Below are 22,789 nucleotides of genomic sequence, written 5' to 3'. Positions count from 1 at the left end.
ACATTGCCCGGCCAGTCAGAAAGCTTGAAACCGTCCTTGGTACTTTGGAGCAGTTCACTGGCAGGGCGAATCGAATCCACACCTGAAAAGTGTCGCGCTCATTGGCGAGTCTCTACCTGGTTGTATTGAGCATCAAACTGCCAACAACCCGCGCTGAGTCACGCGGGTAATGGCCTATCAGAATGAGACAGGGTCAAGCCGTTACGAAGCCAGCACCCCCGTCCCTAGAATGACGGCACTGCATCCGAAATTTCATCAAAAGGGGAATCAAATGAGCATTTTGTCCAAACTGCTGACTACCACTGCAAGTGTTCTTGTATTGTCAATGACCCCGGCGGCGGCTGTTTTGACCGGCTTTGTCGCAACCTCCGCTTATGCCCAGGAAGGCGAAGGCGAGACTGAGGGTGGTGGTGAAACCGAGGGCGGTGGCGAAACCGAAGGCAGTGGCGAGACCGAGGGCGGTGGCGAGACCGAAGGCGGTGGCGAGACCGAAGGCGGTGGTGAAACCGAAGGCGGTGGTGAAACCGAAGGCGGTGGCGAGACCGAAGGCGGTGGTGAAACCGAAGGCGGTGGCGAGACCGAAGGCGGTGGTGAAACCGATGGCAACTCGGGCGGTGATGAAGGCGGCAGCGACACCGAAGACGATGGAGACACCGAAGGCAATTCGGGAGATGACGAAGGGTCAACCGAGAATGACGTAGAACGGCCGGGCGAAGATCGCTAACCAAACACGGTTGGTATTACCCGAAAAGCCGATTGATCAGAGCTTTGAAAGCTCAGGATCAAAATCCTTCGGGAAAGTTCAATAAAAAAGGCCGGTGCTGTCCCGCACCGGCCTTTCAACTCTGTACGATATCTTCAGTCGCGCAGCAGCTCGTTGATGCTGGTTTTCGAACGGGTTCTTTCGTCCACACGCTTCACGATTACGGCGCAATAGAGGCTGATATTGTTCTTCGACGGCATCGAACCCGCAACGACCACCGAATAGGGCGGAACCTCGCCATACATGACCTCGCCGGTTTCGCGATCCACGATCTTTGTGGATTTACCGATGAAAACACCCATCCCCAGAACCGAACCTTCGCGGATGATGCAGCCTTCGACCACTTCCGAGCGGGCACCGATAAAGCAGTTGTCTTCGATGATGGTCGGACCAGCCTGCATGGGTTCAAGTACCCCGCCGATGCCGACGCCACCTGACAGGTGCACGTTCTTGCCGATCTGCGCGCAGGATCCGACGGTGGCCCAGGTGTCGACCATGGTACCTTCGTCAACATAGGCGCCAAGGTTCACAAAGGACGGCATCAGAACCGCACCCGGTGCGATATAGGCTGATTTGCGGACAACACAGTTGGGCACGGCGCGGAAGCCGGCGGCGCGCCACTGGCTCTCACCCCAACCGGCAAACTTGCTGTCGACCTTGTCCCACCAGCCACCGGCCTGCGGTCCGCCAGCGTGGATTTCCATGTCCTTGATGCGAAAGCCCAGCAGAACTGCCTTTTTGGCCCACTGGTTCACGTGCCAATCGCCACTTTCCAGCTTCTCGGCAACGCGCAGCGATCCGCTGTCCAGCGCGTTCAGTGTTTCCTCAATCGCCTCTCTCTGCTCGCCGGTGCTGGCGGGCGAGATCGTGTCGCGAACCTCCCAGGCGGCTTCGATTGCGGCTTCCAGTTGCGCATTGGACATGAGATCACTCCCTGCTGAATCTGTTCACGTTGTTTTTGCCTATAAGCAAGCCACACACAGGGCGCAATGCGGCGTAGGCGGGCGGTTTTGCGTCACTCGTGGGACAAAGACCATCGCCCGGGTGATTATCCGCAGCCTTTCGCGGCTTTTGTCAGCTGGCCCGGCGTATGTGCCGAACCAGTATCGAGACAGCGGCGGCAGCGTCCCTGCCTTTCATCGCGCGCACGATGGCGGCGTGATCAGTGTCTGCGCGTTGCTTCCACCGGGGACGCCAATAGGCAAACAGATGGCGCGCGCTGGCGATATGCAGATCGTCAATCGTGTGAAGCAGGCGCGGCAACCCGCAGGGTGTCAGGATGGCCCGGTGAAAAGCACGGTTTCCCGCCTCCCACTCCGGCATGGTCCGGGCCGCGTCGCAGGCCAGCCGTGCTTCGTCAATTTTCCGCAAGGCGGCTGGCGTCAGGTTCTGAACCGCGTGCTGCATCGCCAGCGATTCCAGCGCCACGCGCATTTCGATGACCTCGCGCACTTCGGATGGGTCCAGCGCAGTGACCCGCATCCCCCGCCGCGGCTCGCTTTTGGCCAGCCCATGCGCCTCCAGCCTCAGCAGAGCTTCGCGCACCGGAACATGGCTGGTCTCGAATGCGCGGGCGATATGGTCCTGACGCAGTTTTTCACCGGCGATCAGGTCGCCGGTGACGATTTGCTGGCTGAGTTTCTGATAGATCGTATCGGCAATGGTCGCGGTCATAGATTGTAGATAAAAATGAAGCCCGCCTTCCACAAGCAGATAATTCAGCCCGCGAACGGGTCCGGGGCAATATTGCCGCCGCAAATCAGAACGGCCACTTTCTCGCCCGGTTCCGGCCGATAGGCACCCGACATCAAGGCCGCCAAAGCCGTTGCCCCCGCCGGTTCCACCAGAAGCCTATGGGCCTGCCACAATGCGCGCTGCGCCTTGGTGATGGCCGCATCCGGGACCAGAACCGATGACATGCCGCGTGCCAGATCGAAACAGATCGATCCGATCCGCCTCGCGCCTAATGCGTTTGCCGCAACCCCTGATACGGACACATCCACCGGTTCCCCGGCCTGCAACGCGGCGTGCAGCGCGCAGGAGGTTTCCGGTTCGACCGCCACAACTTTGCGCGCACCCTGAAACGAGGCCAAAGCCCCGGCAATCAGACCGCCGCCACCGACCGCGACAAGAACGGTATCCGCCTGCAAGCCCTGCGCCTCCCACTCGGCGAAACAGGTGCCCTGCCCGGCCACCGTCGCCGGTGCGTCGTAAGCATGGATCTGCATTGCCCCGGTTTCTTCTTCATGAGAACGGGCCTGGGTCAGCGCATTGGCGTATTCGCCGGGAACAACGCTCAGGTCGGCGCCGGTCTGCTCGATCAGCGCAATTTTGGACGGCCCCGCCAGTTCCGGCACAAAAATCTTGGCCGGGTGGCCCAGCGACTGCGCCGCATAGGCCGCCGCCGCACCGTGGTTGCCGCCTGATGCCGCAACAACGCCCGCCTCGGGCACATCCAGGCTGAGCAGCGTGTTGAAGGCCCCGCGTGCCTTGAAACTGCCGGTGTGCTGCAAATGCTCCAGCTTCATTTCAACCGGAAACCCCGGAATGCGGCTTTCCATCACCGGCGTGACCTGTGCATAGCCGGCAATGCGATCCCGCGCCGCCGATATTTCACTCTTCCAGTTCATTCTTGTCTTTCCGTGGCTGGCACTCTGTCCGCGAACCCTATAGCTGTTTGAAAAACACGCAAGCAGGGATCGTTCACCCATGAGAGAAGACCGACTCAGCCCCTTCCGCGACGCGCAGACCGACCGGTCGACCGCAAGCGAGGTGCCGGACACGCCACAGACACGGTCGCCCGCCTATCGTCTGGCCTTTGCCGACGAGGACTTCATGTGCCGGGAAGAACTGCGACCGGTGCGCCTGCAACTGGAATTGCTGAAACCCGAGATGATCATGACCGAGCGCGAGATCACCTCGACCATCGTGATGTTCGGAGGGGCCCGCATTCCCGAACCGTCACAAAAGCACACCGCCCGGACCGAAACGCTGGCCGGTCTGTCGCAGTATTACGACGAAGCGCGGGAATTTGCCCGGCTGATGACCCTGAAGTCGAAGGAAACCGGCTGCCGTGAAAACGTGATCGTCACCGGCGGCGGTCCCGGCGTGATGGAGGCCGGAAACCGCGGTGCACAGGATGCCGAAGGTTACTCGATCGGTCTGAACATCGTGCTGCCGCACGAACAGGCACCAAACCTTTACGTGACACCGGACCTGAGCTTCAATTTCCACTATTTCGCGATCCGCAAGATGCATTTCCTGATGCGCGCCCGCGCCATCACCATCTTCCCCGGCGGCTTCGGCACGATGGATGAACTGTTCGAGTCGCTGACCCTGATCCAGACCGGTCGTATGGAACGCGTCCCCTTCTTGCTGTTTGGCCGCGCATTCTGGGAAAAGGTCATCAACTGGGAAGCTTTGGCGGACGCTGGCACCATTTCGGACGAAGACCTGGACCTTTTCCGTTTCGTCGACACGGCACAAGAGGCGGTCGGGATCATCGAAAACTGGGAACCCGCCCCGCCCCGCGACGAAATCCCGGGGCGCTGACGGATGACGGCGCCAAAGACCGGAGAAATGCTTCACCTGCGCGGGAATGCCCTGAAAATGGGCGAGCCGGTGGCGCTGCCGCTGACGCAAAGCAGCATGTTCCACTTGCCGGGCCCGCCGGATGGTCACGCGACCTACGGACGCGTCGACAATCCAACATGGGTACATCTTGAGAACGTGCTGGCACATCTGGAAGACGCGCCCTGCCTCAGCTTTCCGTCCGGCATGGCGGCAATATCAGCGGCGTTGTTTGCGACCGTGCAAGCCGGATCGCGCCTGCTGATCCCATCGGACGGATATTACGTCACGCGCCTGCTGGCGGACAGGTTCCTCTCACGCCTTGGCGTGAAGATCGAGGAACGTCCCACCACCGCCTTTGCCGAAGGCGGCTTTGACGGGTTCGATGTGGTCTTTGTCGAAAGCCCTTCGAACCCCGGACTGGACATGATCGATCTGGCAGCCGTAGCCGGACATGTGCGCACCGCCGGGGGGCTGACCATTGCCGACAATACGACCCTGACACCATTGGGCCAGCGCCCGCTGGATCTGGGCATCGACGTCGTCGTGTCTTCGGACACCAAGGCGATGGGTGGGCATTCCGACATGCTGATGGGCCATGTGGCCAGCCGCGACGCCAAGATCATGGAGCGGGTCGAGGAATGGCGGAAGATCTCCGGCTCGATCCCCGGACCTCATGAGGCATGGCTGTTGCACCGCGGGCTGGAAACGCTGGACGTGCGGTTCGACCGCATGTGCGCGTCGGCACAGGTTCTGGCAGAACGGCTAGCGGCGCACCCGGCCGTGAAAAAAGTCCGTTACCTCGGTCTGCCCGATGATCCGTCATATGCACTGGCACATGCCCAAACAGCGCGGTTCGGCTTTCTGCTGTCTCTGACACTGGACAGCGAGGCCAACGCTGAATCCTTCATCAACGCCTGCCCATTGCTGCGCCCGGCCACCTCGTTCGGAGGCATCCACAGTTCGGCCGAGCGTCGCGCACGGTGGGGCGACGCCGTCGATCCTGCCTTCATCCGCCTGTCGGTCGGATGCGAGCCGGTGGAGGAACTGTGGCAGGCCATCGAGGCAAGCCTGAACGCGCTGTGATTACTTCTTGGGCTCACGCAGTTCTGTGAACACGTAGATCGGCAGCACCACACTGGCGATCAAAGCCCCCAACCAGACCAGCAAAGTTGCAGCCAGCAGATTGGAGATGCCGCCGACGGTCAGGCCCGTCGTCACCAGATCAGTTACCAAAAGGCCTACAAAGGACACGATCAGCGCAATCCCGCCTTTCAGCGCGGGCGCTTTCTTCTCTCCCAGCTTCAGGATCAGCGGTTCGGCCACGACCTGAACAAGGGTGAATACGATCACCACGACAATGAACGAGATTGGCCGGATCGCGAAACCGGACAACAGAAGTGAGGCGATCAACAACCCGATGGCATTCCCCGCCAGAAGGGCCAGTGCGGATTTAATTCTGCGTGTCATGGGGGCTCCGTCAGAAAACAAGCTGAAATATGCATATGTTATCAGACCTGCGGGAATTTGCGAGCGGTTTCAAAAGCCTCTTCCAATCGGGGCATTGAAATCGCATGATAAAAAACATGCCCAACGATCAGACGTGACCCGCGAGAGTGAGATGAGCGACGATCCATATTCGGTCCTTGGCGTCCAGAAAGACGCAAGCGCCGCTGATATCAAGAAAGCCTACCGGCGCATTGCCAAGGATTGCCACCCGGACCTGAAACCGGGTGACGCCAAAGCCGAGGCAAAGTTCAAAGCTGCCGCAGCAGCCTATGATCTGCTGAAAGACCCCGAAACGCGGGCGCGCTATGACAATGGCGAAATTGATGCATCGGGTCAGGAGAGACCGCAGCAGCAATATTACCGCGACTATGCCGAGGCGGCAGGAAATCCCTATCGTTCAGGTGCGTCTTATGGCGACCCCGAGGATATGTCCGACATCTTTGCCGAGTTCATGCGTGGGCGTGGCGGGCGCGGCCGGCACCGCAGCCATGAATTTCACGCGCCCGGTCACAACCTGAACTATTCGCTTCAGGTCAGCTTTCTGGACGCGGTGTTCGGGGCCAGTCAGAAGTTAACCCTGCCCGATGGTGATCGAATCGAGGTCAAAATCCCCGCTGGCATCACCGATGGTCAGACCATCCGGCTGCGCGGCAAGGGTGCGCCCGGATATGGACAGGGGCCTGCGGGCGATGCGCTTGTCACCATCTCGGTCGCCAAGCATCCGGTCTTTGACCGGCAGGGCGACGACATCCACATCACTCTGCCGATCTCGATCGACGAGGCGATTCTGGGCGGCAAGGTTCCCGCCCCCACCATAGACGGTGGCGTGAACGTCAGCGTCCCGGCGGGGACCAGCAGCGGCAAGACCCTGCGCCTGCGCGGCAAGGGTGTCAAAAAGCGGGGTGCGTCCGAGCGCGGGGATCAGCTGATCGAACTGATCGTGACCCTGCCGGACAAGGTCGATGATGACCTCAGGGCCTTCATGGAAACCTGGCGTGAAACGCATCGCTACGATCCTCGCGAGGGGATACCGTCATGACCCGACACCTGACCGAAGACGAAGTGCTCGCAACTATTGCCCGCCTGACCCCGGACCGGCTGTCCGTTTATCTGGCCGCCGAAATTGTGATCCCCGAACAAACGGAGCAAGGGCTTGTCTACCAAAGCATCGACGTCGCCCGTCTGGAACTGGCCTGCGAACTGCATGATCAATACGAGATGGAGCCCGACGCGCTGTCGATGATGATTTCCCTGATCGACCAGATGCATTGTCTGCGCGCCGAACTGCGCGAGGTTCTGAATGCCGTCGATACCCAGCCCGAACCGGTGCGCCAAACCCTGATCGAGGTCATCGGGTCGGCCCGGTTTGGTCGCAGATAATCTGCGATCAGTTGTTCACAAGGTAGTCTTCCGGCACGAAAAACGTGTAATCCCGATCCGCCACGACCTCGTGGCAGTCGTGACAATAGGAAACAGCTTCTGACCGAGCGCCCATCGTGTCCCCAAAGAGCGATCCGTCCGGCATAACCATGATATAGCGCCAGTCACCGGTTTCAGGGCTGGCGCCTTTGGCCAGCTTTTCCATTACGAACATGGCACCCGGGTGCAGATTGCCGGTATCGGTCACCGTCATGCTGTCTTTGGCCAGAACAGACCCCATCGGCAACTCTTCGCCCTCTTGCAGGGTTCCGTAATTATGCGCCATGCGATTGGCGTAACTGTTCACGTAGCGCTGACCGTGTGTGGCCGAGATATAAGGCGCATCGTTGAACAGCGGCCAGCTTTGATAGTTCCGGATCAAATCCATCTGCGCAGCCGCGTACCCGCGCGCCAGACGCTTTTGCAGGGACTTATAGAACTTGCGCGCATCCTTTTTCGACAAATCCGCCGGGTTCTCGATGGCCAGATGCGCGTCTTCATCACTGGACTGAGCCGCAGAGAAGGTCGGCAGGGCCGTTGCCATGATCAGGAAAACGAGGGGTTTCAAAAGCTGAATCTGGTAACGTGCAATCATACTGGATGACCCACCTGAGTTGAAAAAGGCTTGCCTTGTTTCAGCGCACCTGCGTCAGATTCGATAATAACAGGCGCAAAAAAACCTGCCACAACCGGTCCATGGCTTTCACCGCCTTGTGCACACGCGTGAACCCCCCGGGCGCCGACAAGATGAAACATAACAAATCGCGCATATAAAGAACAGGCGCGGGAACATTAATTCTCGCGACCGGCAGGGTTGCAAGGGTCAGGGTCAGGTTCCCAGACCGGCCTCGGCCTCGATCTGCTTACGGGACTTCCGCGCGCGTTCGGTCGCCGATTTCAGCTGCCCACAGGCCGCCATGATGTCCTCACCCCGCGTCTTGCGGATGGGTGAGGCGTATCCGGCCTGATAGATGATGTTGGCAAAGGCCCGAATGCGGTTGTTCGAGCTGCGCTTGTACGGCGCGCCGGGCCATTCGTTGAACGGGATCAGGTTGATCTTTGCCGGAATGTTATGGCGCTTGATGTGGTCGATCAGGCGGTGCGCGTCTTCGTCACTGTCGTTCACGCCATCCAGCATTACGTATTCGAACGTGATCCGTTCCGAGTTCGACGCGTTTGGATAGCTGGCCAGCGCCTGCAGCAACTCTTCGATGTTCCAGCGCTTGTTGATCGGCACCAGCACATCGCGCGTTTCATCCGTGGTCGCGTGGAAAGAGATCGCAAGCAGACACCCGATTTCTTCGGCAGTCCGTGCAATTTCCGGCACCACGCCGGATGTGGACAACGTGATGCGGCGGCGCGACAGGGAAATCCCTTCAGGGTCCATGGCAATCTTCATCGCATCGCGGACGTTGTCGAAGTTATACAGCGGCTCGCCCATGCCCATCAGAACGATGTTTGACAGCAGACGGGTTTCGTCCTTGGGCGCGCCGGGGACGGGCCATTCCTCAAGGTCGTCGCGGGCCATCATAATCTGACCTACAATCTCGGCCGCCGTCAGGTTTCGCACAAGTTTCTGAGTGCCCGTATGACAGAACGAACAGGTCAGCGTGCAGCCGACCTGAGACGAGATGCACAGTGTCCCCCGGTCTTCTTCGGGGATATAGACCACTTCGACCTCATGCCCGCCGGCGATGCGACACAGGTACTTGCGGGTGCCGTCTTCGGACACCTGACGGGTCACAACCTCGGGAACCTCTATGACGAAATGCTCGGCCAGTTGCGCGCGATAGGCTTTGGCCAGATTTGTCATCTCGGCAAAGTCGCGCACGCCCCACTGATAGATCCACTGCCAGATCTGGCCGGTGCGCATCTTGGCCTGCTTTTCCGGCGTCCCGTGTTCGATCAGAACCTCGCGCAAGCGGTCACGGGTCAGACCGACAAGGTTCACCTTCCCCTCGGGCAATTTGCGGGGGATGGTCATGACATCCTGAGTGATCGGCGCTTTGGGCGACATGTGGTTATCTCGAAGAATTCTGGCTTGGGATGCGCCTCTATATAGGATTGCACGCAAAGATCAAAAGGAATCGTGCGACTTAATTTGCCATGCGCAGCAATTCGTCCACGCGCGCCCGACCCAGATCAATGCGGCAGGACGTGATGGCAATCCCGGTTCCAGACCCGCCGCCATACGACGCACCTACGGCGTCACACTGCGTATCGCGATACGTGGTCCAAGCTTTTTGTGCGGCCTCAAGTGCGGGTTGCGCGGCCATGCGGCCTGTAACCTCATCCAACTCTGCTGCTGTCTGCATGGCAAAATCGTAACTGGCCTTCACTGCCATGTTTACGCGTTCTTCCATTTTCCCGACGCAAGACCCGATCTCAACCTGCGAACCCGCGTCAGAGCATTCCAGGCTGGGGTCGGCCAACGCTGCGGATGAGAATAGCAGTGCGATCAAGACGTAACGCATCATCGTTTCCACATGTGAACCCTTACATCAGGTCACAGTAGCACGTGTTTTCCGGCGTCCCAATCGCAGTTCGGTCGCAAAGACCAAGTCGATGCGACCGAAACAAGTACATTTCGCTTTCAGGGTTTCAGATCAGGCGAATACGTCAAACGCCCGGGGGAAGGATATCGCAATCCGCAGCGTCCAGGGTTTGTACGGGATCTTCCGGGCCACATTGTTCACCGGTCACAGGGTATGTTTCGGCGGTCTTTTCACACGCGCTCAGCAACATCGCGGCCATCATCAGCGCGGCAAGTGATTTGTTCAGCATTGGCAGGTTCCTTCTGAATTCCTGAACCGATTAGTTCAGAAAAAGCGGGTAGCCTGCCTTGATGCGGATCAAGTTCAGGATCGAACGTTGCGTCAAGGAAAAGACTGCATTGCGCCTTTTCACGAAAAAGCCCCGCCGGATGACGGGGCCGCATGAACTTGAAATGAGCGCTTAGTTGGTGCAGCGCTTCTCGGCGTCTTCGATCGCTGCGGTGAACCCCAGCAGCGAGAACGTGTCTTTGGTCTGAGTTCCGCGTTCTGAGCGCGCCGTCAGAACTGCTTCGGTGCCGCGCTTCATTGCTGCAACCACCTTAAGGTCTTCGCCTTCAGTTGCTGGCCAGGCCCATTCGCCCTCGGTGATCAGTTCAAACTCGGTCCCGTCGACATTCAGATTGACCGTCGATCCAGGCGCAAAGGGATAGCCGCCGGTAAACGTGACCTGCCCTTTAACCTCGGCATTGGGGCGGAAGAACACAAACAGCAGAATATCGCTGCGGCGCACCGAAACCACTCGGCCACCGCGTGTGTTGACCGTTTCCCTTGGCGCAGAAACGCTCCAGCATTCCGTCGGATCGCTTTCGACAAAAACGCTCCAGTCGGTTTTTGCCGCAACCCTGTTGGTGCTGCTTGCCTGTTGGGCCGTTGCGGTTGTTGCCATCCCGGCCATGCACAAGCCCGCAACTGCGCGGACTAGTCTTGATCCCATTTGTCCAGCCTCCTAGCCCGACTCATACCCCAAACCGATCGGACGCGCCCGCGAACCCTTATGGTCCGTCTCTCGTATGTTGCGCATTCCGATAATTGCCGACATACACACACTAACGCAGGTTTCGCCACAGGCGAAAGGGCGATTGGCAGAAATTTGCGCATAATTTCGGAGGATAACATGACGCAGCCCGTGGCAATGACAGAACTGTGGCGCGGCTCGCTGCTGGAAAGCCTGCATCTGGGCCATGCAGTGATCTGTGACGACAGTGGCCAGATCGTAAAAAGCTGGGGCGATCCGCAGGCGGTTATCTATCCGCGGTCGTCGGCCAAGATGATCCAGGCTCTGCCGCTGCTCACCTCGGGTGCTTCAGCCAGATACGGGTTGAACAGCGAACATCTGGCGTTGGCCTGCGCGTCACATAGCGGTGCCGCGATTCACACTGATCGTGTGTCGGCGTGGCTGGATCATCTGGGTCTGGCCGAGCCTGACCTGCGCTGCGGCCCGCAAGAGCCGCAGGACATGGCCGCGCGGGATGGGTTGATCCTGGCCGATGATACGCCCTGCCAGATCCACAACAATTGTTCAGGCAAACATTGCGGGTTCCTTTCGGTGGCGCAACATATGGGCGCCGGGCCGGAATATCTTGAAATCGATCACCCGGTTCAGCAGGCCTGCCTGGCGGCCTTTGAAGAAACCACGGGTGAATCCAGCCCGACCTTTGGAATTGACGGGTGTTCCGCCCCGAATTTCGCAACAACACTTTCGGGTCTGGCGCGGTCGATGGCCTGGTTCGCCTCGGCGGCGGACCGATCTGACCGGGCCAGCGATGCCGCGCGCCAACTGACTGAGGCCATGCTCGCGCACCCTGAACTGGTTGCCGGCGAAACCCGGGCCTGTACCGAACTGATGCGCGCCATGAATGGTCGCGCTGCAATCAAAACCGGGGCCGAGGCGGTTTTTGTCGCCATCATCCCCGAGAAACGAATGGGCGTTGCGCTGAAAGTCACCGATGGCACAACCCGCGCCAGCGAGTGCGCCATCGCCGCTATTCTGGTCAGCCTCGGTGTGCTGGAGGCCGATCACCCGGCCACCCGCAAGTTTATGAACGCCATTCAATACAGCCGCCGCGGGCTGGAATGCGGCGTGATCAGACCTGCACCGGGGTTTCCCGGCTAAGCCCGCTACATCTCGATCTCATGCACCTCGGCCACTTCGACCGAGCCCGAGCCATTAACGACCATTGGACAGCCTTTGGCCATTTCTGTCGCGGCATCGATGCTGTCGGCCCGAACCACAGTGAACCCCGAGGCGGGGTTGGCGCCGCCATTATCGGCAACGCCATTGTTGCTGACCGTATAGGACTGACCCACCGGGTTGCCGGGGATATCCAGCGAATCGCCCATGCCCTGAAACCAAGCACCCCATGCGGCCATGGTCGCCTCGATCTCGGCGGGGTCGGTTGGGGTTGTTCCCCCGTGATAGACAAACAAATATTGGGGCATATCGCTCCTCCCTTTTTGAAAACCTACGTGCACTGGGCCTGCAATTTGCGCAGGGACGATGTCCAGCCCATCTCGTGATTGGCTGCGGCCTCGGCATCCGCGAGTTCGCGGTGATCCACGGTCAGTCGCGCCCCGGTTTGCGTCGCTGCAACGGAAAAGGTCACGTGGCTTTCCGCACCGCGCTTGTCCTGATCGTCATGCCAGGCCCAGGTGAAGCCAACCGACTTCGGCGGATCAACATGGGTCACGTGACCGGACACCTTGAACTGTTTGCCCTCATCGTTCTGCATGACCGAGAACCATGGTCCGGTTCGTGAAAAGTCCAGATCATGCTCGGGCACGTGTACGCCTTCCGGCCCCCACCATCGCAACAGCTTTGCGCCGTCGCTGATCCAGGCAAACAGGGTTTCGGGGCTGACGGGAAATTCCCGTTCGAGTTTCAGGTCGGCCATGAATTCTCCTGTTCAAGAATGTCGCCCAAACGGTCAAGGCTGGCCTCCCAGAACTGCCGCTTGGAAATGGTCCATTCCGCAATCGCGCGCAGGCCATCGGGCTGGATTGAGTAAATCCGTTGAGTGCCGTTCACCCGTTGCCGCACCAGTCCGGCTTCCCGCAGAACCTTGAGATGACGAGAGATCGCGGCACCGGACATGCCCCGGCCTTCAATCAGATCACCGGCGGGCAGCTCACCCTTCTCCATCAGTTGTTCAACGATCGAAAAGCGAGTGGCGTCGGACAGGGCAGAAAAAGCGGTCAGAAGCGTGTTCATGACCAATAATTAACACATGCGTTAAATAAAGGAAAGCCTCGATCAGATCGAGACGAATTCCGCGCGAGTGTAGCCCTGCAGGTAAAGCAGCGCCGTCAGATCACCATGGTTGACGCGAACCTCGCACTGCTCAGCGACCGAGGGTTTGGCGTGCAGCGCGACGCCGGTTCCGGCGCGGCTCAGCATGCCCAGATCGTTGGCCCCGTCGCCCACCGCAATAACATCGGCCTCGGCCAGGCCCAGGCGGCTCGTGACCTGCTCCAGGGCTTCAATCTTGGCCTGACGCCCCAGGATGGGGTGCTGGACTTTTCCGGTCAGCTTGCCGTTTTCGAACAGCAGCGTATTGGCCCGGTTTTCGTCAAAGCCCAACAGTTCAGCGACCCGTGCGGTGAAAGCGGTGAACCCGCCAGAGACCAGCGCTGCATAACCGCCATTTGTCCGCATCGTGCCCAACAAGGTCTTACCACCGGGCATCAGTGTAATACGTTCATCCAGAACTTTCTCGATGACGCCGACATCAAGACCTTTCAGCAGGCCGACCCGCTCCGTCAGCGCGCCTTCGAAATCCAGTTCGCCGTTCATGGCCCGAGCCGTGATATCCTTGACCCGTTCACCGACACCCGCCTCATCGGCCAGTTCGTCAATGCACTCCTGCTGGATCATGGTGCTGTCCATGTCCGCCAGCAGCATCCTTTTGCGCCGCCCTTCCGCTGGCTGCACGATCAGATCGACCCCCATCTGCTGCAAATCCGCCCAGACGTCCCAGCGATTTCCGGGCATCTCTGACAGCGGGAATTCCGCCGCCTCATCCGGGCTGAGCCACAGTATCTCGCCGCCGCCCCAGGCATTTCGCAACGACTCGACCAAAGCCTGGTCCAGCGTCCGTGTCTCGGGGCTGGTCAACAGAGTGGCAATGTACATATTCGATCTCCTGCAAGCTCACCTGCGAAGAATCGCGGGTACAGTATTTTGGCCAGAGGCCGTTGCGAAAACACGCCCCGCTGGGTCAGGTCGTGCCCGCCCGTCACCCGACAGGTGCCTGAAGTTCCACGCGTCCCTGATCCGTCAGCAACCAGCATCTTCGACCTTCGAACACCGCGACACTCACGCTTTTTCCATAGCCCGCGCCGCTGTCCAGATTGACCCGGTTTCCGTAATGGGTCGCCCTGTCTACCGGTGTGTGGCCATGCACAATCAGCTTTGAATACGCCTTCTTGTGCGCATGAAAGGCCTGTCTGATCCAGACCAGATCGTTTTCGTTCTGATCGCTCAGCGACACGCCGGGGCGGACGCCGGCATGCACGAAAGCAACCTGTTGGGTCTGGTACATGGCAAGAAGACCACGCAGGAAATTCACATGCGACTTCGGAACCGCCGCACGGGCCATTGCGTGCAGGTCTTCAAGCCGGATGCGATCCTCGAACTCCACTCCGTAGCTGCGCAAGGTCTCGATACCGCCAAGGCGCTCGTGCAGCCAGTGGTACCCGACCAGCAGATGGGGGTCGTGGCGGGGAACATCCTCCATGAACCAGGCAAACATGCGATCGTGATTGCCCAGCAGCGTGATCCAGTCCCGGCCTTCACCGCGGCCCGCAATGAGCCTTTCGATCACACCCCGACTGTCCCGGCCGCGATCGACATAGTCCCCCAGAAACACGATGCGCGCATCCGGCCCGCCATCGCGCTCGACCAGTTGCATCGCCCGTTCAAACTCGGCCACTTGCCCATGCAGATCGCCGACTGCGTAAACTGGCATTGTCATTGGTATCCTCCGGTGACGACCACAGGGAACGTTCTGGCGCAATTGACGACTTTCATAAAGCCGATACCCGCAAGGATGCACCTGCGGGTATCCGAGCGTCTCAGATTCTCAACAGGCTTCAGGCCACATCAAATTCCAGCGGCTTGATCTGCGTGAACAATCCGGTCTCCGCCAGTTTGGCCCGTGCCTCGGCCGGGACGGGTTCGTCAACATAGAGCAAGGCGATCGCCTCGCCGCCAGCTTCGGACCGGCCGAGCGTAAAGTTCGCGATGTTCACACCATGCTCTCCCATGGTCTGTCCTAGCGTACCGATGATGCCCGGAACGTCCTCGTTGGTGGTATAGAGCATGTGCGACCCGATCTCGGCATCGATATTGATGCCCTTGATCTGGATAAATCGCGGCTTGCCGTCGCTGAACACGGTTCCGCCGATCGAGCGTTCGCGCTTTTCCGTGACGACAGTCACCTTGATATACCCGTCAAAAGCACCCGATTTGTCCTGATTGGTGGTCGAGATCTTGATACCACGCTCTTTGGCAACCACAGGTGCCGACACCATGTTCACCTCAGGGTTGAACTTCTTCATGATCCCAGCGATCACCGAACAGTTCAGCGCCGCCAGGTTCATTTCCGCCGCGACACCATCGTAAAGGATGTTGATCGCTTTGATCGGTTCATCCGTCATCTGGCCAATGAAGCTGCCCAAATGACCCGCCAGCTTGATCCACGGTCCCATGATCTTGGCCTCTTCGGCGGTGACGCTGGGCATGTTCAGCGCGTTCTCGACCGCACCTGTCAGCAGGTAGTTCGAGATCTGCTCGGCCACCTGAAGCGCGACGTTTTCCTGAGCCTCTGTCGTCGCCGCCCCAAGGTGCGGTGTGCAGACCACGTTGGGCAGGTTGAACAATGGATTGTCTTTCGCAGGCTCGGCACTGAACACATCGAACGCGGCCCCGGCGACGTGACCCGACTGCAGCATTTCGGCCAGCGCCTCTTCGTCGACCAGACCACCTCGGGCACAGTTGATGATGCGTACCCCCTTCTTGGTCTTGGCCAGATTCTCGCGGCTCAGGATATTGCGTGTCTGGTCGGTCAGCGGCACGTGCAGAGTAATGAAATCCGCGCGGGCCAGCAGCTGATCCAGGTCGACCTTTTCGACTCCTATCGCGTCGGCTTTTTCCTCGCTCAGATAGGGGTCATAAGCGATGACCTTCATTTTCAACCCATGCGCGCGCTCGCAGACGATGCCGCCGATATTGCCCGCACCGATTACGCCCAGGGTCTTGTTGGTCAGCTCGATCCCCATGAACTTGGACTTTTCCCACTTGCCCGCATGGGTCGAGGTGCTGGCCTCGGGAATTTGCCGTGCCACGGCGAACATCATCGCAATCGCATGTTCTGCGGTGGTGATCATGTTGCCGAAAGGCGTGTTCATCACGATCACGCCCTTTTTCGAGGCCGCTTCCTTGTCGATATTGTCGGTCCCGATCCCGGCGCGGCCGATGACTTTCAGCTTGTCCGCCTTCTCCAGAATTGTCGGTGTGACCTTGGTGGCCGACCGGATGGCAAGACCGTCATATTGGCCAATCACCTCGGCCAGTTTGTCTTTGTCCTTGCCCAGGTCAGGCATGAAATCCACGTCGATGCCGCGATCACGGAAGATCTGCACGGCGGTTTCGCTGAGTTTGTCAGAGACGAGTACTTTGGGAGCCATATTCTCTGGTCCTTGAATTGTATTGGATGTCCGGGCCGGATGTGGCCCGGTGAATAAGATCAGGCGGCCTCAGATTGCGCCACGATTTCAGCCTCGAAGGCCCACGCCAGCCAAGGCAGCATCGCCTCGATATCCGAGGTTTCAACCGTGCCGCCGCACCAGATGCGCAGGCCCGCAGGCGCGTCGCGATAGGCCCCGATGTCCAGCGCGATATTCTCGGCTTCAAGCCGCTTGGCCACGGCCTTGGCGAAACCCGCTCCGTCCTGAATGCGCGCGTCGGTGAACTTCAGACAGACCGAAGTATTCGACCGCGTCGCCGCATCCTCGGCCAGATTGGCAATCCAGTCATTCTGTTTGCAGAACGCGTGCACCGCACCGGCATTGGCATCCGCACGGGCCATCAGCCCCTGCAACCCGCCGACCGAGCGCGCCCAGTCCAGCGCGAACAGGTAATCCTCGACCGCCAGCATCGACGGCGTGTTGATCGTGGCGCCGGTAAAGATGCCCTCGATCAGCTTGCCACCCTTGGTCAGGCGGAAAATCTTGGGCAGAGGCCAGGCCGGCGTGTAGTTTTCCAGCCGCTCCACAGCGCGAGGGCTCAGGATCAGCATACCGTGCGCCGCCTCACCGCCCAGCACTTTCTGCCAGCTGAAGGTGGTCACATCCAGCTTGTCCCACGGCAGGTCCATCGCAAAAGCTGCCGAAGTCGCGTCGCAGATCGTCAGGCCCTGACGGTCATCAGCAATCCAGTCGCCATTCGGAACCCGCACACCCGAAGTCGTGCCGTTCCAAGTGAACACCACATCATTGGCAAAATCGGCCGTCGCCAGATCAACAATCTGACCGTAATCCGCAGTCTTGACCTCGGCGTCGATCTTCAGCTGCTTGACCACATCGGTCACCCAACCCGCGCCAAAGCTCTCCCACGCCAGCATCTCGACCTTGCGTTCGCCCAGCAGCGACCAGAGCGCCATCTCAACCGCGCCGGTGTCCGAAGCGGGAACAATGCCGATCTTGTAGTCGGCCGGAATACCCAGAATTTCGCGCGTGCCTTCAATGGCCGCCTTGAGCTTGTCCTTGCCGACAGCGGCCCGGTGCGACCGACCGAGTGCGGCATCGGCCAGCTTGTTCAGTTCGAATGTAGGGGGTTTGGCGCAGGGGCCCGAAGAAAAACGCGGGTTCGCCGGCCGCAGTTCGGGTTTGCGCACGGCGTCGCGCGGCGCCGGTTGTTCGATAGTCATCTGTATTACCCTTCCAGATACACGCCCCTCGTTGGGGAGGGGTGTCCCACGGACAGAGGTATGGTCAGTTTGCACCCGCAGCAAGCAGAAAAGACGCTTCATTGGGTGAAAACGACATCTGAAAATGGCACAAATTGGAACGCAGGTTTCCGATTGGCGAAAAACCCCGCCGGATGTTTCCGGCGAGGGGTATTATCTTTCACTCAGCGGCTTCTTCGTATTCTGACATTGGAGGGCATGTGCAGATGAGGTTTCTGTCGCCGTATGCGTTGTCGACGCGGTTGACGGGGGACCAGTATTTGTCGACGCCCATGGAGCCCGGGGGGAAGCAGGCCTGTTCGCGGGTGTAGGGGCGGTCCCAGTCGCCGACCAGATCGCGCACCGTGTGGGGGGCGTTTTTCAGCGGGTTGTTGTCCGCGTCGATCTTGCCGTCGATGATGTCCTGCGCCTCGGCCCGGATGGACAGCATGGCATCGCAGAAGCGGTCCAGCTCGGCCATGGGTTCCGATTCGGTGGGTTCGACCATCAGGGTGCCCGCCACCGGCCAGGACATGGTCGGCGCGTGGAAGCCGCTATCGACCAGACGCTTGGCGATGTCGTCGACGCTGACATGCGCGGCCTCGTCCAGCGGACGGGTGTCGAGGATGCATTCATGCGCCACCCGGCCCGTTTCCGAGGTGTATAGGATCGGATAGGCATCCTTGAGCCGTGCCGCGATGTAGTTGGCGTTCAGGATTGCCACTTTCGTCGCCTGCGTCAGACCCTCACCGCCCATCAGCAGCACATAGGCCCACGATACGGGAAGGATCGAGGGCGAGCCGAAGGGCGCCGCCGAGACCGGGCCCACGGCGGTGCCGTATTCCGGGTGGCCGGGCAGATGCTCTTCCAGATGCGCCTTGACGCCGATCGGGCCCATGCCGGGGCCGCCGCCGCCATGCGGGATGCAGAAGGTCTTGTGCAGGTTCAGGTGGCTGACGTCGCCGCCGATCTTGCCCGGCTGGGCCAGACCGACCATGGCGTTCATGTTGGCGCCGTCGATATAGACCTGACCGCCGTGGTCATGGGTGATCTGGCAGACCTCCTGCACGGTTTCCTCGAACACGCCATGGGTCGAGGGGTAGGTGATCATGCAGGCGGCCAGATGGTCGCTGTGCTTTTCCGCCTTGGCGCGGAAATCGGCGACATCGATGTTGCCCTTGTCATCCGACTGCACCGGCACCACCTGCCAGCCCACCATCTGCGCCGAGGCCGGGTTGGTGCCATGCGCCGAGGTCGGGATCAGACAGACATTGCGGTGCCCTTCGCCACGGGCGAAGTGATAGTTGCGGATGGTCAGCAGACCCGCGTACTCACCCTGCGCGCCCGAGTTGGGCTGCTGGCTGATCGCGTCATAACCGGTGATCTGGCACAGCTTGTCGTTCAGATCGGCAATCATCTCAAGATAGCCCTGCGCCTGATCTTCCGGGCAGAACGGGTGCAGATTGCCGAACTCGGGCCAGGTGACCGGGATCATCTCGATCGTGGCGTTCAGCTTCATGGTGCAGGACCCCAGCGGGATCATCGCCCGGTCCAGTGCCAGGTCGCGGTCGGCCAGACGGCGCATGTAGCGGGTGATCTCGGCCTCGGCCCGGTTCTTGTGGAAGATCGGGTGGGTCAGGTACGCGCTTTCGCGCAGCGCATGTTCCGGCAGGCGGTAATGCTTGTTCGAGCTGTCATCCTTGCGGTCGATGCCGAAGGCACCCCAGACCGCCTCGATGGTCTCGGGGCGGGTCTGTTCATCAAGGCTGATGCCGACCTTGGTCTCGCCCACCTTGCGCAGGTTGACGCCCCGGGCCACGGCGGCCTCCATGACCGTCTTCTGCAGATGGCCGACCTCGACCGTGATGGTGTCGAAGAACACCTCGGGTTCCACGGCAAAGCCTGCCGCCTCCAGACCGTCGGCCAGGCGCGAGGTCTTGCGGTGCACCGATTGCGCGATGGCCTTGATGCCGTCGGGGCCGTGATAGACCGCATACATCGAGGCAATGACGGCCAGCAGCGCCTGCGCGGTGCAGACGTTCGAGTTCGCCTTCTCGCGGCGGATATGCTGCTCGCGGGTCTGCAGCGCCAAGCGATAGGCCTTGTTGCCACGGCTGTCGATGCTGACGCCGATGATCCGCCCCGGCATCGACCGTTTCAGCTTGTCGGTGGTCGCCATGTAGGCCGCGTGCGGGCCGCCATAGCCCATCGGCACGCCAAAGCGCTGGGTCGAGCCGATGGCAATGTCCGCGCCCATCTCGCCCGGTGACTTCAGCAGTGCCAGCGACAGGATATCGGCCGCTACGATGGCGATCGCCTTATGTTCATGCAGCGCCGCGATCTCGGCAGAGAAGTCGCGCACATGGCCATAGGTGCCCGGATACTGGAAGATGGCGCCAAACACCGCACCAGCATCCAGCGTATCCGGATCGGCCACCTGCACGTCGATGCCCAGAGGCTCGGCGCGTGTTTTAATGACCGCGATGGTCTGCGGGTGGCAGTTCTTGTCCACGAAGAAGGCCGCGTTGTTGGCCTTGGACCGGCCGCCGCGCTTGGCCATCGCCATGGCTTCGGCCGCCGCGGTGGCTTCGTCCAGCAGCGAGGCGTTGGCCACGTCCAGCCCGGTCAGGTCGCTGACCATGGTCTGGAAGTTCAGAAGCGCCTCAAGACGGCCCTGGCTGATCTCGGGCTGATAGGGCGTATAGGCGGTGTACCAGGCCGGGTTTTCCAGGATGTTGCGCAGGATCGGCGCCGGCGTGGTGGTGCCGTAATAGCCCTGACCGATCAGCGAGGTCAGAACCTTGTTCTTGCGCGCCACCTCTTTCATGTGGAACAGCGCATCGCGCTCGGTCATCGCCGGACCCCAGTCCAGCGGCTCTGTCTGCCGGATCGCCGGCGGGACGGTGGCGTCGATCAGCTCGTCCAGCGTCTTGAAGCCGATCACCTTCAGCATGTCGCGCATCTCGGTGGGCGACGGGCCGATGTGGCGGCGATTGGCGAAGTCATAGGCTTCGTAATCGGTCAGTTTGAAGGCCATTGCAGCGCTCCTCATGAAATGTCTCACCCAGCCGCTCTGGCAGGAGCCTCCGGCGTGGGGTAAGGGCCGTCCTGGAACCTGTCCGGGGACAGTTTCAGGCCCAAACGGGCGGAGCCCAAATCAGCGGCTCCGGGTGAAAGAAGGGGGCGGATCCCGTCGGAACCCGCCGTTTGCTCAGCCGATCAGGGCCTTGTAGCCGTCCAGATCCATCAGATCCTCCAGCTGCGACGCATCCGCGATCTTGATCTTGTAGATCCACGCCTCGCCCTCGGGGTCGTCGTTCAGCGAACCGGGATTGTCCGCCAGCGCCTCGTTCACCTCGACAATCTCGCCATCCACCGGCGCATAAAGCTCGGACGCCGCCTTGACCGACTCGATCACGCCGATCTCGCCGCCCTTCTCAAACTCGTCACCCGCTTCCTGCTGCTCGACAAAAACAACATCGCCAAGCTGCTCAGCCGCATGAACCGTAATCCCCAGCGTCGCAACTTCTCCTTCAACTCGCAGCCACTCGTGCTCTTCAGAATAATACGTCGACATTCCTGTTCTCTCCTGACTTCAACGCTTGTAGTTTTGCAAAACAAACGGCAACGACACAATCTCAGATGGCTGAGGCGCAAACGTTGTTTTTGGCAGCAGTTGTATACCAGGATATACAACCAACAATTCCCCTTTAGGAAACTTTTCTCCGTCAGGCAACGGATTTGCCCGAAGGCAGCGCGTTGACTGCATGTTCAAGAACATGCAGCCCCGCGATCAGATCATGTTCGGACGTATCTTCTGAGAAGTCATGACTAATCCCGTTGATCGACGGCACGAACAGCATAGCAACCGGCATCAGGCGGGACACATTGGTTGCATCATGCAACGCGCCGGACGGCATGGAGCGCCAGCGGGATGGGGCAATTCTTTCCGCCCCCTGTTCCAGCGCCGCGCGGAGTTCCCGATCCATCGCCACGGGCTCCAGCCCCAGCAACGGCCCGTAGGTCACCGACATGTTCATCTGATCGGCGACCTCTTGCGCGGTCGTGCGGATGATCTGCTCCATCCGTTCCAGCCGGTCAGATGTACCGTCGCGCCATTGCATCGAGAAACGCGCAAGCCCCGGCACGATGGACGAGGCGTTGGGATGCAGATCGACATGGCCAATCGTCCAGACCGTTTCGGGCGCAACCACATTCCGGAACCGGTCGTTGATCAGCGAATTGAACAGGGACACTGCCTGAAACGCATCCCGACGCAGATGCATCGGTGTAGTGCCCGCATGATTCTGCTGTCCTTCAAAGGTGATTTTCATGTCGCGGATGCCAACGATGTCGGTCACGACACCGATCTGATCCCCGCTGGTGTCCAGCGCGGGTCCCTGTTCGATATGCATCTCGAGAAACCCGGTGAACTGATCGGGATCGACGAAGTCCTGAGCCAGACCACTCATCAAGGCACGGGCCTCGGAAAATGCCGTGCCTTCATGATCGGTGAGAGCATCCGCTGCGGACAAAGGCAGCGTTCCCGACCACACGGCAGACCCGGTGGTCACGCCAAACCGCCCTTCTTCATCTTGAAAGCTGACGACCGAAATCGCGCGATCCGTTGCGCGCGCCACTTCAAGTGCCGCGATGACGCCCAGCGCACCATCCAGCCAACCACCTTCTGGCTGGCTGTCGGAATGCGACCCCATCAGCAGCGACGGACCGGCGGCCAACCCAAACAGGTTTCCGACCGGATCGAAATGCGGGCGCAGTCCGGCGTCTTCCATCCGACCGGCCAGCCAGCGGCGCGCCGCGATATCCGCGTCGGAATAGGCGGGCCTTACCACGCCCTTCCCAACACCCGCCGCCCCAAATGAACGCAATTTGTGCAGATCGGCCAGAAACCGGTTTTCATCGACAGCCATGATTGCCCCCTTTGTGCCGATCAACCTTATGGGCTGCGCCTTGACCTGCAAGTCTTCCGCTGCATCGGATCCGCGATTTTTCACTCCGGGCGGGTGCAA

25 protein-coding genes are annotated in these 22,789 nt (G+C 60.2%); 6 read left to right on the top strand and 19 right to left on the bottom strand.

Features of this window, described 5'->3' with window-relative positions:
- The first annotated feature begins 271 nt into the window (after nt 1-271).
- Nucleotides 272-724 carry a hypothetical protein gene (locus tag ACR3EQ_RS15485; RefSeq protein ID WP_480491144.1) on the top strand — a complete coding sequence of 151 codons (453 nt, stop codon included), beginning with the start codon at nt 272-274 and terminating at the stop codon, nt 722-724.
- 134 nt (nt 725-858) lie between these two features.
- Here the strand turns inward: ACR3EQ_RS15485 and dapD are convergent, their stop codons facing one another.
- The 3 genes from dapD to ACR3EQ_RS15470 form a co-directional block, all read right to left on the bottom strand.
- A complete protein-coding gene (dapD, locus tag ACR3EQ_RS15480) occupies nt 859-1,686 on the bottom strand; it encodes a 2,3,4,5-tetrahydropyridine-2,6-dicarboxylate N-succinyltransferase (RefSeq protein WP_170619300.1) in 828 nt (275 codons plus the stop codon).
- A 151-nt stretch (nt 1,687-1,837) separates the two neighbouring features.
- Nucleotides 1,838-2,437: a GntR family transcriptional regulator gene (locus ACR3EQ_RS15475; protein ID WP_170614153.1), complete on the bottom strand. Its 600-nt coding sequence runs from the start codon at nt 2,435-2,437 to the stop codon at nt 1,838-1,840.
- A 44-nt stretch (nt 2,438-2,481) separates the two neighbouring features.
- The gene (locus tag ACR3EQ_RS15470; RefSeq protein WP_480491142.1) at nt 2,482-3,393 is read right to left on the bottom strand and encodes a threonine/serine dehydratase; all 912 of its coding nucleotides are present in this window, start codon (nt 3,391-3,393) and stop codon (nt 2,482-2,484) included.
- Between the two features lie 79 nt (nt 3,394-3,472).
- Between ACR3EQ_RS15470 and ACR3EQ_RS15465 the strand changes: the two genes are divergently transcribed.
- Nucleotides 3,473-4,315, top strand: a complete 843-nt coding sequence (locus tag ACR3EQ_RS15465) for an LOG family protein (protein ID WP_170614151.1) — start codon at nt 3,473-3,475, stop codon at nt 4,313-4,315.
- Nucleotides 4,316-4,318: 3 nt separating this feature from the next.
- The gene (locus ACR3EQ_RS15460) at nt 4,319-5,419 is read left to right on the top strand and encodes a cystathionine gamma-lyase (protein ID WP_170614150.1); all 1,101 of its coding nucleotides are present in this window, start codon (nt 4,319-4,321) and stop codon (nt 5,417-5,419) included.
- On the opposite strand, the gene ACR3EQ_RS15455 is transcribed toward ACR3EQ_RS15460, so the two are convergent.
- On the bottom strand, nt 5,420-5,803 hold the full coding sequence (locus ACR3EQ_RS15455; RefSeq protein WP_170614149.1) for an aromatic acid exporter family protein: 384 nt from the start codon (nt 5,801-5,803) through the stop codon (nt 5,420-5,422).
- Between the two features lie 151 nt (nt 5,804-5,954).
- Here ACR3EQ_RS15455 and ACR3EQ_RS15450 point away from each other — a divergent pair, with 151 nt between their 5' ends.
- Both ACR3EQ_RS15450 and ACR3EQ_RS15445 read left to right on the top strand, forming a co-directional pair.
- The gene (locus ACR3EQ_RS15450) at nt 5,955-6,881 is read left to right on the top strand and encodes a DnaJ C-terminal domain-containing protein (protein ID WP_170619301.1); all 927 of its coding nucleotides are present in this window, start codon (nt 5,955-5,957) and stop codon (nt 6,879-6,881) included.
- Nucleotides 6,878-7,222, top strand: coding sequence for a hypothetical protein (locus ACR3EQ_RS15445; RefSeq protein WP_170614147.1), 345 nt, complete (start codon nt 6,878-6,880; stop codon nt 7,220-7,222). The genes ACR3EQ_RS15450 and ACR3EQ_RS15445 overlap by 4 nt, the downstream gene beginning before the upstream one ends.
- 7 nt (nt 7,223-7,229) lie before the next feature.
- On the opposite strand, the gene ACR3EQ_RS15440 is transcribed toward ACR3EQ_RS15445, so the two are convergent.
- The 5 genes from ACR3EQ_RS15440 to ACR3EQ_RS15420 all read right to left on the bottom strand — a co-directional run bounded on the left by ACR3EQ_RS15440 (nt 7,230) and on the right by ACR3EQ_RS15420 (nt 10,750).
- The gene (locus tag ACR3EQ_RS15440) at nt 7,230-7,856 is read right to left on the bottom strand and encodes a cytochrome P460 family protein (protein ID WP_480491139.1); all 627 of its coding nucleotides are present in this window, start codon (nt 7,854-7,856) and stop codon (nt 7,230-7,232) included.
- A gap of 234 nt (nt 7,857-8,090) precedes the next feature.
- Nucleotides 8,091-9,278 carry a dual-specificity RNA methyltransferase RlmN gene (gene rlmN / locus ACR3EQ_RS15435; protein WP_170614145.1) on the bottom strand — a complete coding sequence of 396 codons (1,188 nt, stop codon included), beginning with the start codon at nt 9,276-9,278 and terminating at the stop codon, nt 8,091-8,093.
- Between the two features lie 79 nt (nt 9,279-9,357).
- Nucleotides 9,358-9,738: a lysozyme inhibitor LprI family protein gene (locus ACR3EQ_RS15430; RefSeq protein WP_480440782.1), complete on the bottom strand. Its 381-nt coding sequence runs from the start codon at nt 9,736-9,738 to the stop codon at nt 9,358-9,360.
- A gap of 142 nt (nt 9,739-9,880) precedes the next feature.
- On the bottom strand, nt 9,881-10,045 hold the full coding sequence (locus tag ACR3EQ_RS15425; protein ID WP_170679265.1) for a hypothetical protein: 165 nt from the start codon (nt 10,043-10,045) through the stop codon (nt 9,881-9,883).
- A 171-nt stretch (nt 10,046-10,216) separates the two neighbouring features.
- On the bottom strand, nt 10,217-10,750 hold the full coding sequence (locus tag ACR3EQ_RS15420; RefSeq protein WP_170614143.1) for an invasion associated locus B family protein: 534 nt from the start codon (nt 10,748-10,750) through the stop codon (nt 10,217-10,219).
- Between the two features lie 180 nt (nt 10,751-10,930).
- On the opposite strand from ACR3EQ_RS15420, the gene ACR3EQ_RS15415 reads away from it, so the two are divergent.
- Nucleotides 10,931-11,929: an asparaginase gene (locus tag ACR3EQ_RS15415; RefSeq protein WP_480491137.1), complete on the top strand. Its 999-nt coding sequence runs from the start codon at nt 10,931-10,933 to the stop codon at nt 11,927-11,929.
- Nucleotides 11,930-11,934: 5 nt separating this feature from the next.
- Here ACR3EQ_RS15415 and ACR3EQ_RS15410 read toward each other — a convergent pair whose 3' ends face one another.
- The 10 genes from ACR3EQ_RS15410 to ACR3EQ_RS15365 form a co-directional block, all read right to left on the bottom strand.
- Nucleotides 11,935-12,255, bottom strand: a complete 321-nt coding sequence (locus tag ACR3EQ_RS15410; RefSeq protein ID WP_170619302.1) for a YciI family protein — start codon at nt 12,253-12,255, stop codon at nt 11,935-11,937.
- A gap of 23 nt (nt 12,256-12,278) precedes the next feature.
- Nucleotides 12,279-12,707, bottom strand: coding sequence for an SRPBCC family protein (locus ACR3EQ_RS15405; protein WP_170614140.1), 429 nt, complete (start codon nt 12,705-12,707; stop codon nt 12,279-12,281).
- Entirely contained in the window at nt 12,695-13,024 is a 330-nt protein-coding gene (locus tag ACR3EQ_RS15400) for an ArsR/SmtB family transcription factor (RefSeq protein ID WP_170614139.1), read from the bottom strand. The genes ACR3EQ_RS15405 and ACR3EQ_RS15400 overlap by 13 nt, the downstream gene beginning before the upstream one ends.
- Nucleotides 13,025-13,066: 42 nt before the next feature.
- Entirely contained in the window at nt 13,067-13,945 is an 879-nt protein-coding gene (gene serB / locus ACR3EQ_RS15395) for a phosphoserine phosphatase SerB (RefSeq protein ID WP_480491135.1), read from the bottom strand.
- A 103-nt stretch (nt 13,946-14,048) separates the two neighbouring features.
- Nucleotides 14,049-14,786 (bottom strand): metallophosphoesterase, encoded by a 738-nt coding sequence (locus ACR3EQ_RS15390; protein WP_480491133.1) that lies wholly within the window; start codon nt 14,784-14,786, stop codon nt 14,049-14,051.
- Between the two features lie 118 nt (nt 14,787-14,904).
- Entirely contained in the window at nt 14,905-16,500 is a 1,596-nt protein-coding gene (serA, locus tag ACR3EQ_RS15385) for a phosphoglycerate dehydrogenase (RefSeq protein WP_170614136.1), read from the bottom strand.
- 59 nt (nt 16,501-16,559) lie between these two features.
- Entirely contained in the window at nt 16,560-17,741 is a 1,182-nt protein-coding gene (locus ACR3EQ_RS15380; RefSeq protein WP_480491131.1) for a phosphoserine transaminase, read from the bottom strand.
- A 199-nt stretch (nt 17,742-17,940) separates the two neighbouring features.
- Nucleotides 17,941-20,796 carry an aminomethyl-transferring glycine dehydrogenase gene (gene gcvP / locus ACR3EQ_RS15375; protein WP_170613942.1) on the bottom strand — a complete coding sequence of 952 codons (2,856 nt, stop codon included), beginning with the start codon at nt 20,794-20,796 and terminating at the stop codon, nt 17,941-17,943.
- Between the two features lie 174 nt (nt 20,797-20,970).
- Entirely contained in the window at nt 20,971-21,336 is a 366-nt protein-coding gene (gcvH, locus tag ACR3EQ_RS15370) for a glycine cleavage system protein GcvH (protein ID WP_170613943.1), read from the bottom strand.
- 151 nt (nt 21,337-21,487) lie between these two features.
- The gene (locus tag ACR3EQ_RS15365) at nt 21,488-22,690 is read right to left on the bottom strand and encodes a Zn-dependent hydrolase (RefSeq protein ID WP_170613133.1); all 1,203 of its coding nucleotides are present in this window, start codon (nt 22,688-22,690) and stop codon (nt 21,488-21,490) included.
- Nucleotides 22,691-22,789 lie beyond the last annotated feature (99 nt).

It is taken from the genome of Ruegeria sp. AN11 (genome assembly GCF_056536005.1).
Note: the sequence above shows the minus strand (reverse complement) of the source record. Positions and strands in the feature narration are given on the sequence as shown.

Bases quoted from the DNA above. Each gene is read 5' to 3' on its own strand.
- ACR3EQ_RS15460 (WP_170614150.1), top strand. From the start codon at position 4,319: ATGACGGCGCCAAAGACCGGAGAAATGCTTCACCTGCGCGGGAATGCC.
- ACR3EQ_RS15430 (WP_480440782.1), bottom strand. From the start codon at position 9,738: ATGATGCGTTACGTCTTGATCGCACTGCTATTCTCATCCGCAGCGTTG.
- ACR3EQ_RS15485 (WP_480491144.1), top strand. From the start codon at position 272: ATGAGCATTTTGTCCAAACTGCTGACTACCACTGCAAGTGTTCTTGTA.
- ACR3EQ_RS15445 (WP_170614147.1), top strand. From the start codon at position 6,878: ATGACCCGACACCTGACCGAAGACGAAGTGCTCGCAACTATTGCCCGC.
- ACR3EQ_RS15440 (WP_480491139.1), bottom strand. From the start codon at position 7,856: ATGATTGCACGTTACCAGATTCAGCTTTTGAAACCCCTCGTTTTCCTG.
- serA (WP_170614136.1), bottom strand. From the start codon at position 16,500: ATGGCTCCCAAAGTACTCGTCTCTGACAAACTCAGCGAAACCGCCGTG.
- ACR3EQ_RS15380 (WP_480491131.1), bottom strand. From the start codon at position 17,741: ATGACTATCGAACAACCGGCGCCGCGCGACGCCGTGCGCAAACCCGAA.
- ACR3EQ_RS15390 (WP_480491133.1), bottom strand. From the start codon at position 14,786: ATGACAATGCCAGTTTACGCAGTCGGCGATCTGCATGGGCAAGTGGCC.
- dapD (WP_170619300.1), bottom strand. From the start codon at position 1,686: ATGTCCAATGCGCAACTGGAAGCCGCAATCGAAGCCGCCTGGGAGGTT.
- ACR3EQ_RS15455 (WP_170614149.1), bottom strand. From the start codon at position 5,803: ATGACACGCAGAATTAAATCCGCACTGGCCCTTCTGGCGGGGAATGCC.
- serB (WP_480491135.1), bottom strand. From the start codon at position 13,945: ATGTACATTGCCACTCTGTTGACCAGCCCCGAGACACGGACGCTGGAC.
- gcvP (WP_170613942.1), bottom strand. From the start codon at position 20,796: ATGGCCTTCAAACTGACCGATTACGAAGCCTATGACTTCGCCAATCGC.
- ACR3EQ_RS15415 (WP_480491137.1), top strand. From the start codon at position 10,931: ATGACGCAGCCCGTGGCAATGACAGAACTGTGGCGCGGCTCGCTGCTG.
- ACR3EQ_RS15465 (WP_170614151.1), top strand. From the start codon at position 3,473: ATGAGAGAAGACCGACTCAGCCCCTTCCGCGACGCGCAGACCGACCGG.
- ACR3EQ_RS15425 (WP_170679265.1), bottom strand. From the start codon at position 10,045: ATGCTGAACAAATCACTTGCCGCGCTGATGATGGCCGCGATGTTGCTG.
- ACR3EQ_RS15450 (WP_170619301.1), top strand. From the start codon at position 5,955: ATGAGCGACGATCCATATTCGGTCCTTGGCGTCCAGAAAGACGCAAGC.
- ACR3EQ_RS15405 (WP_170614140.1), bottom strand. From the start codon at position 12,707: ATGGCCGACCTGAAACTCGAACGGGAATTTCCCGTCAGCCCCGAAACC.
- ACR3EQ_RS15470 (WP_480491142.1), bottom strand. From the start codon at position 3,393: ATGAACTGGAAGAGTGAAATATCGGCGGCGCGGGATCGCATTGCCGGC.
- ACR3EQ_RS15365 (WP_170613133.1), bottom strand. From the start codon at position 22,690: ATGGCTGTCGATGAAAACCGGTTTCTGGCCGATCTGCACAAATTGCGT.
- rlmN (WP_170614145.1), bottom strand. From the start codon at position 9,278: ATGTCGCCCAAAGCGCCGATCACTCAGGATGTCATGACCATCCCCCGC.
- ACR3EQ_RS15420 (WP_170614143.1), bottom strand. From the start codon at position 10,750: ATGGGATCAAGACTAGTCCGCGCAGTTGCGGGCTTGTGCATGGCCGGG.
- gcvH (WP_170613943.1), bottom strand. From the start codon at position 21,336: ATGTCGACGTATTATTCTGAAGAGCACGAGTGGCTGCGAGTTGAAGGA.
- ACR3EQ_RS15410 (WP_170619302.1), bottom strand. From the start codon at position 12,255: ATGCCCCAATATTTGTTTGTCTATCACGGGGGAACAACCCCAACCGAC.
- ACR3EQ_RS15475 (WP_170614153.1), bottom strand. From the start codon at position 2,437: ATGACCGCGACCATTGCCGATACGATCTATCAGAAACTCAGCCAGCAA.
- ACR3EQ_RS15400 (WP_170614139.1), bottom strand. From the start codon at position 13,024: ATGAACACGCTTCTGACCGCTTTTTCTGCCCTGTCCGACGCCACTCGC.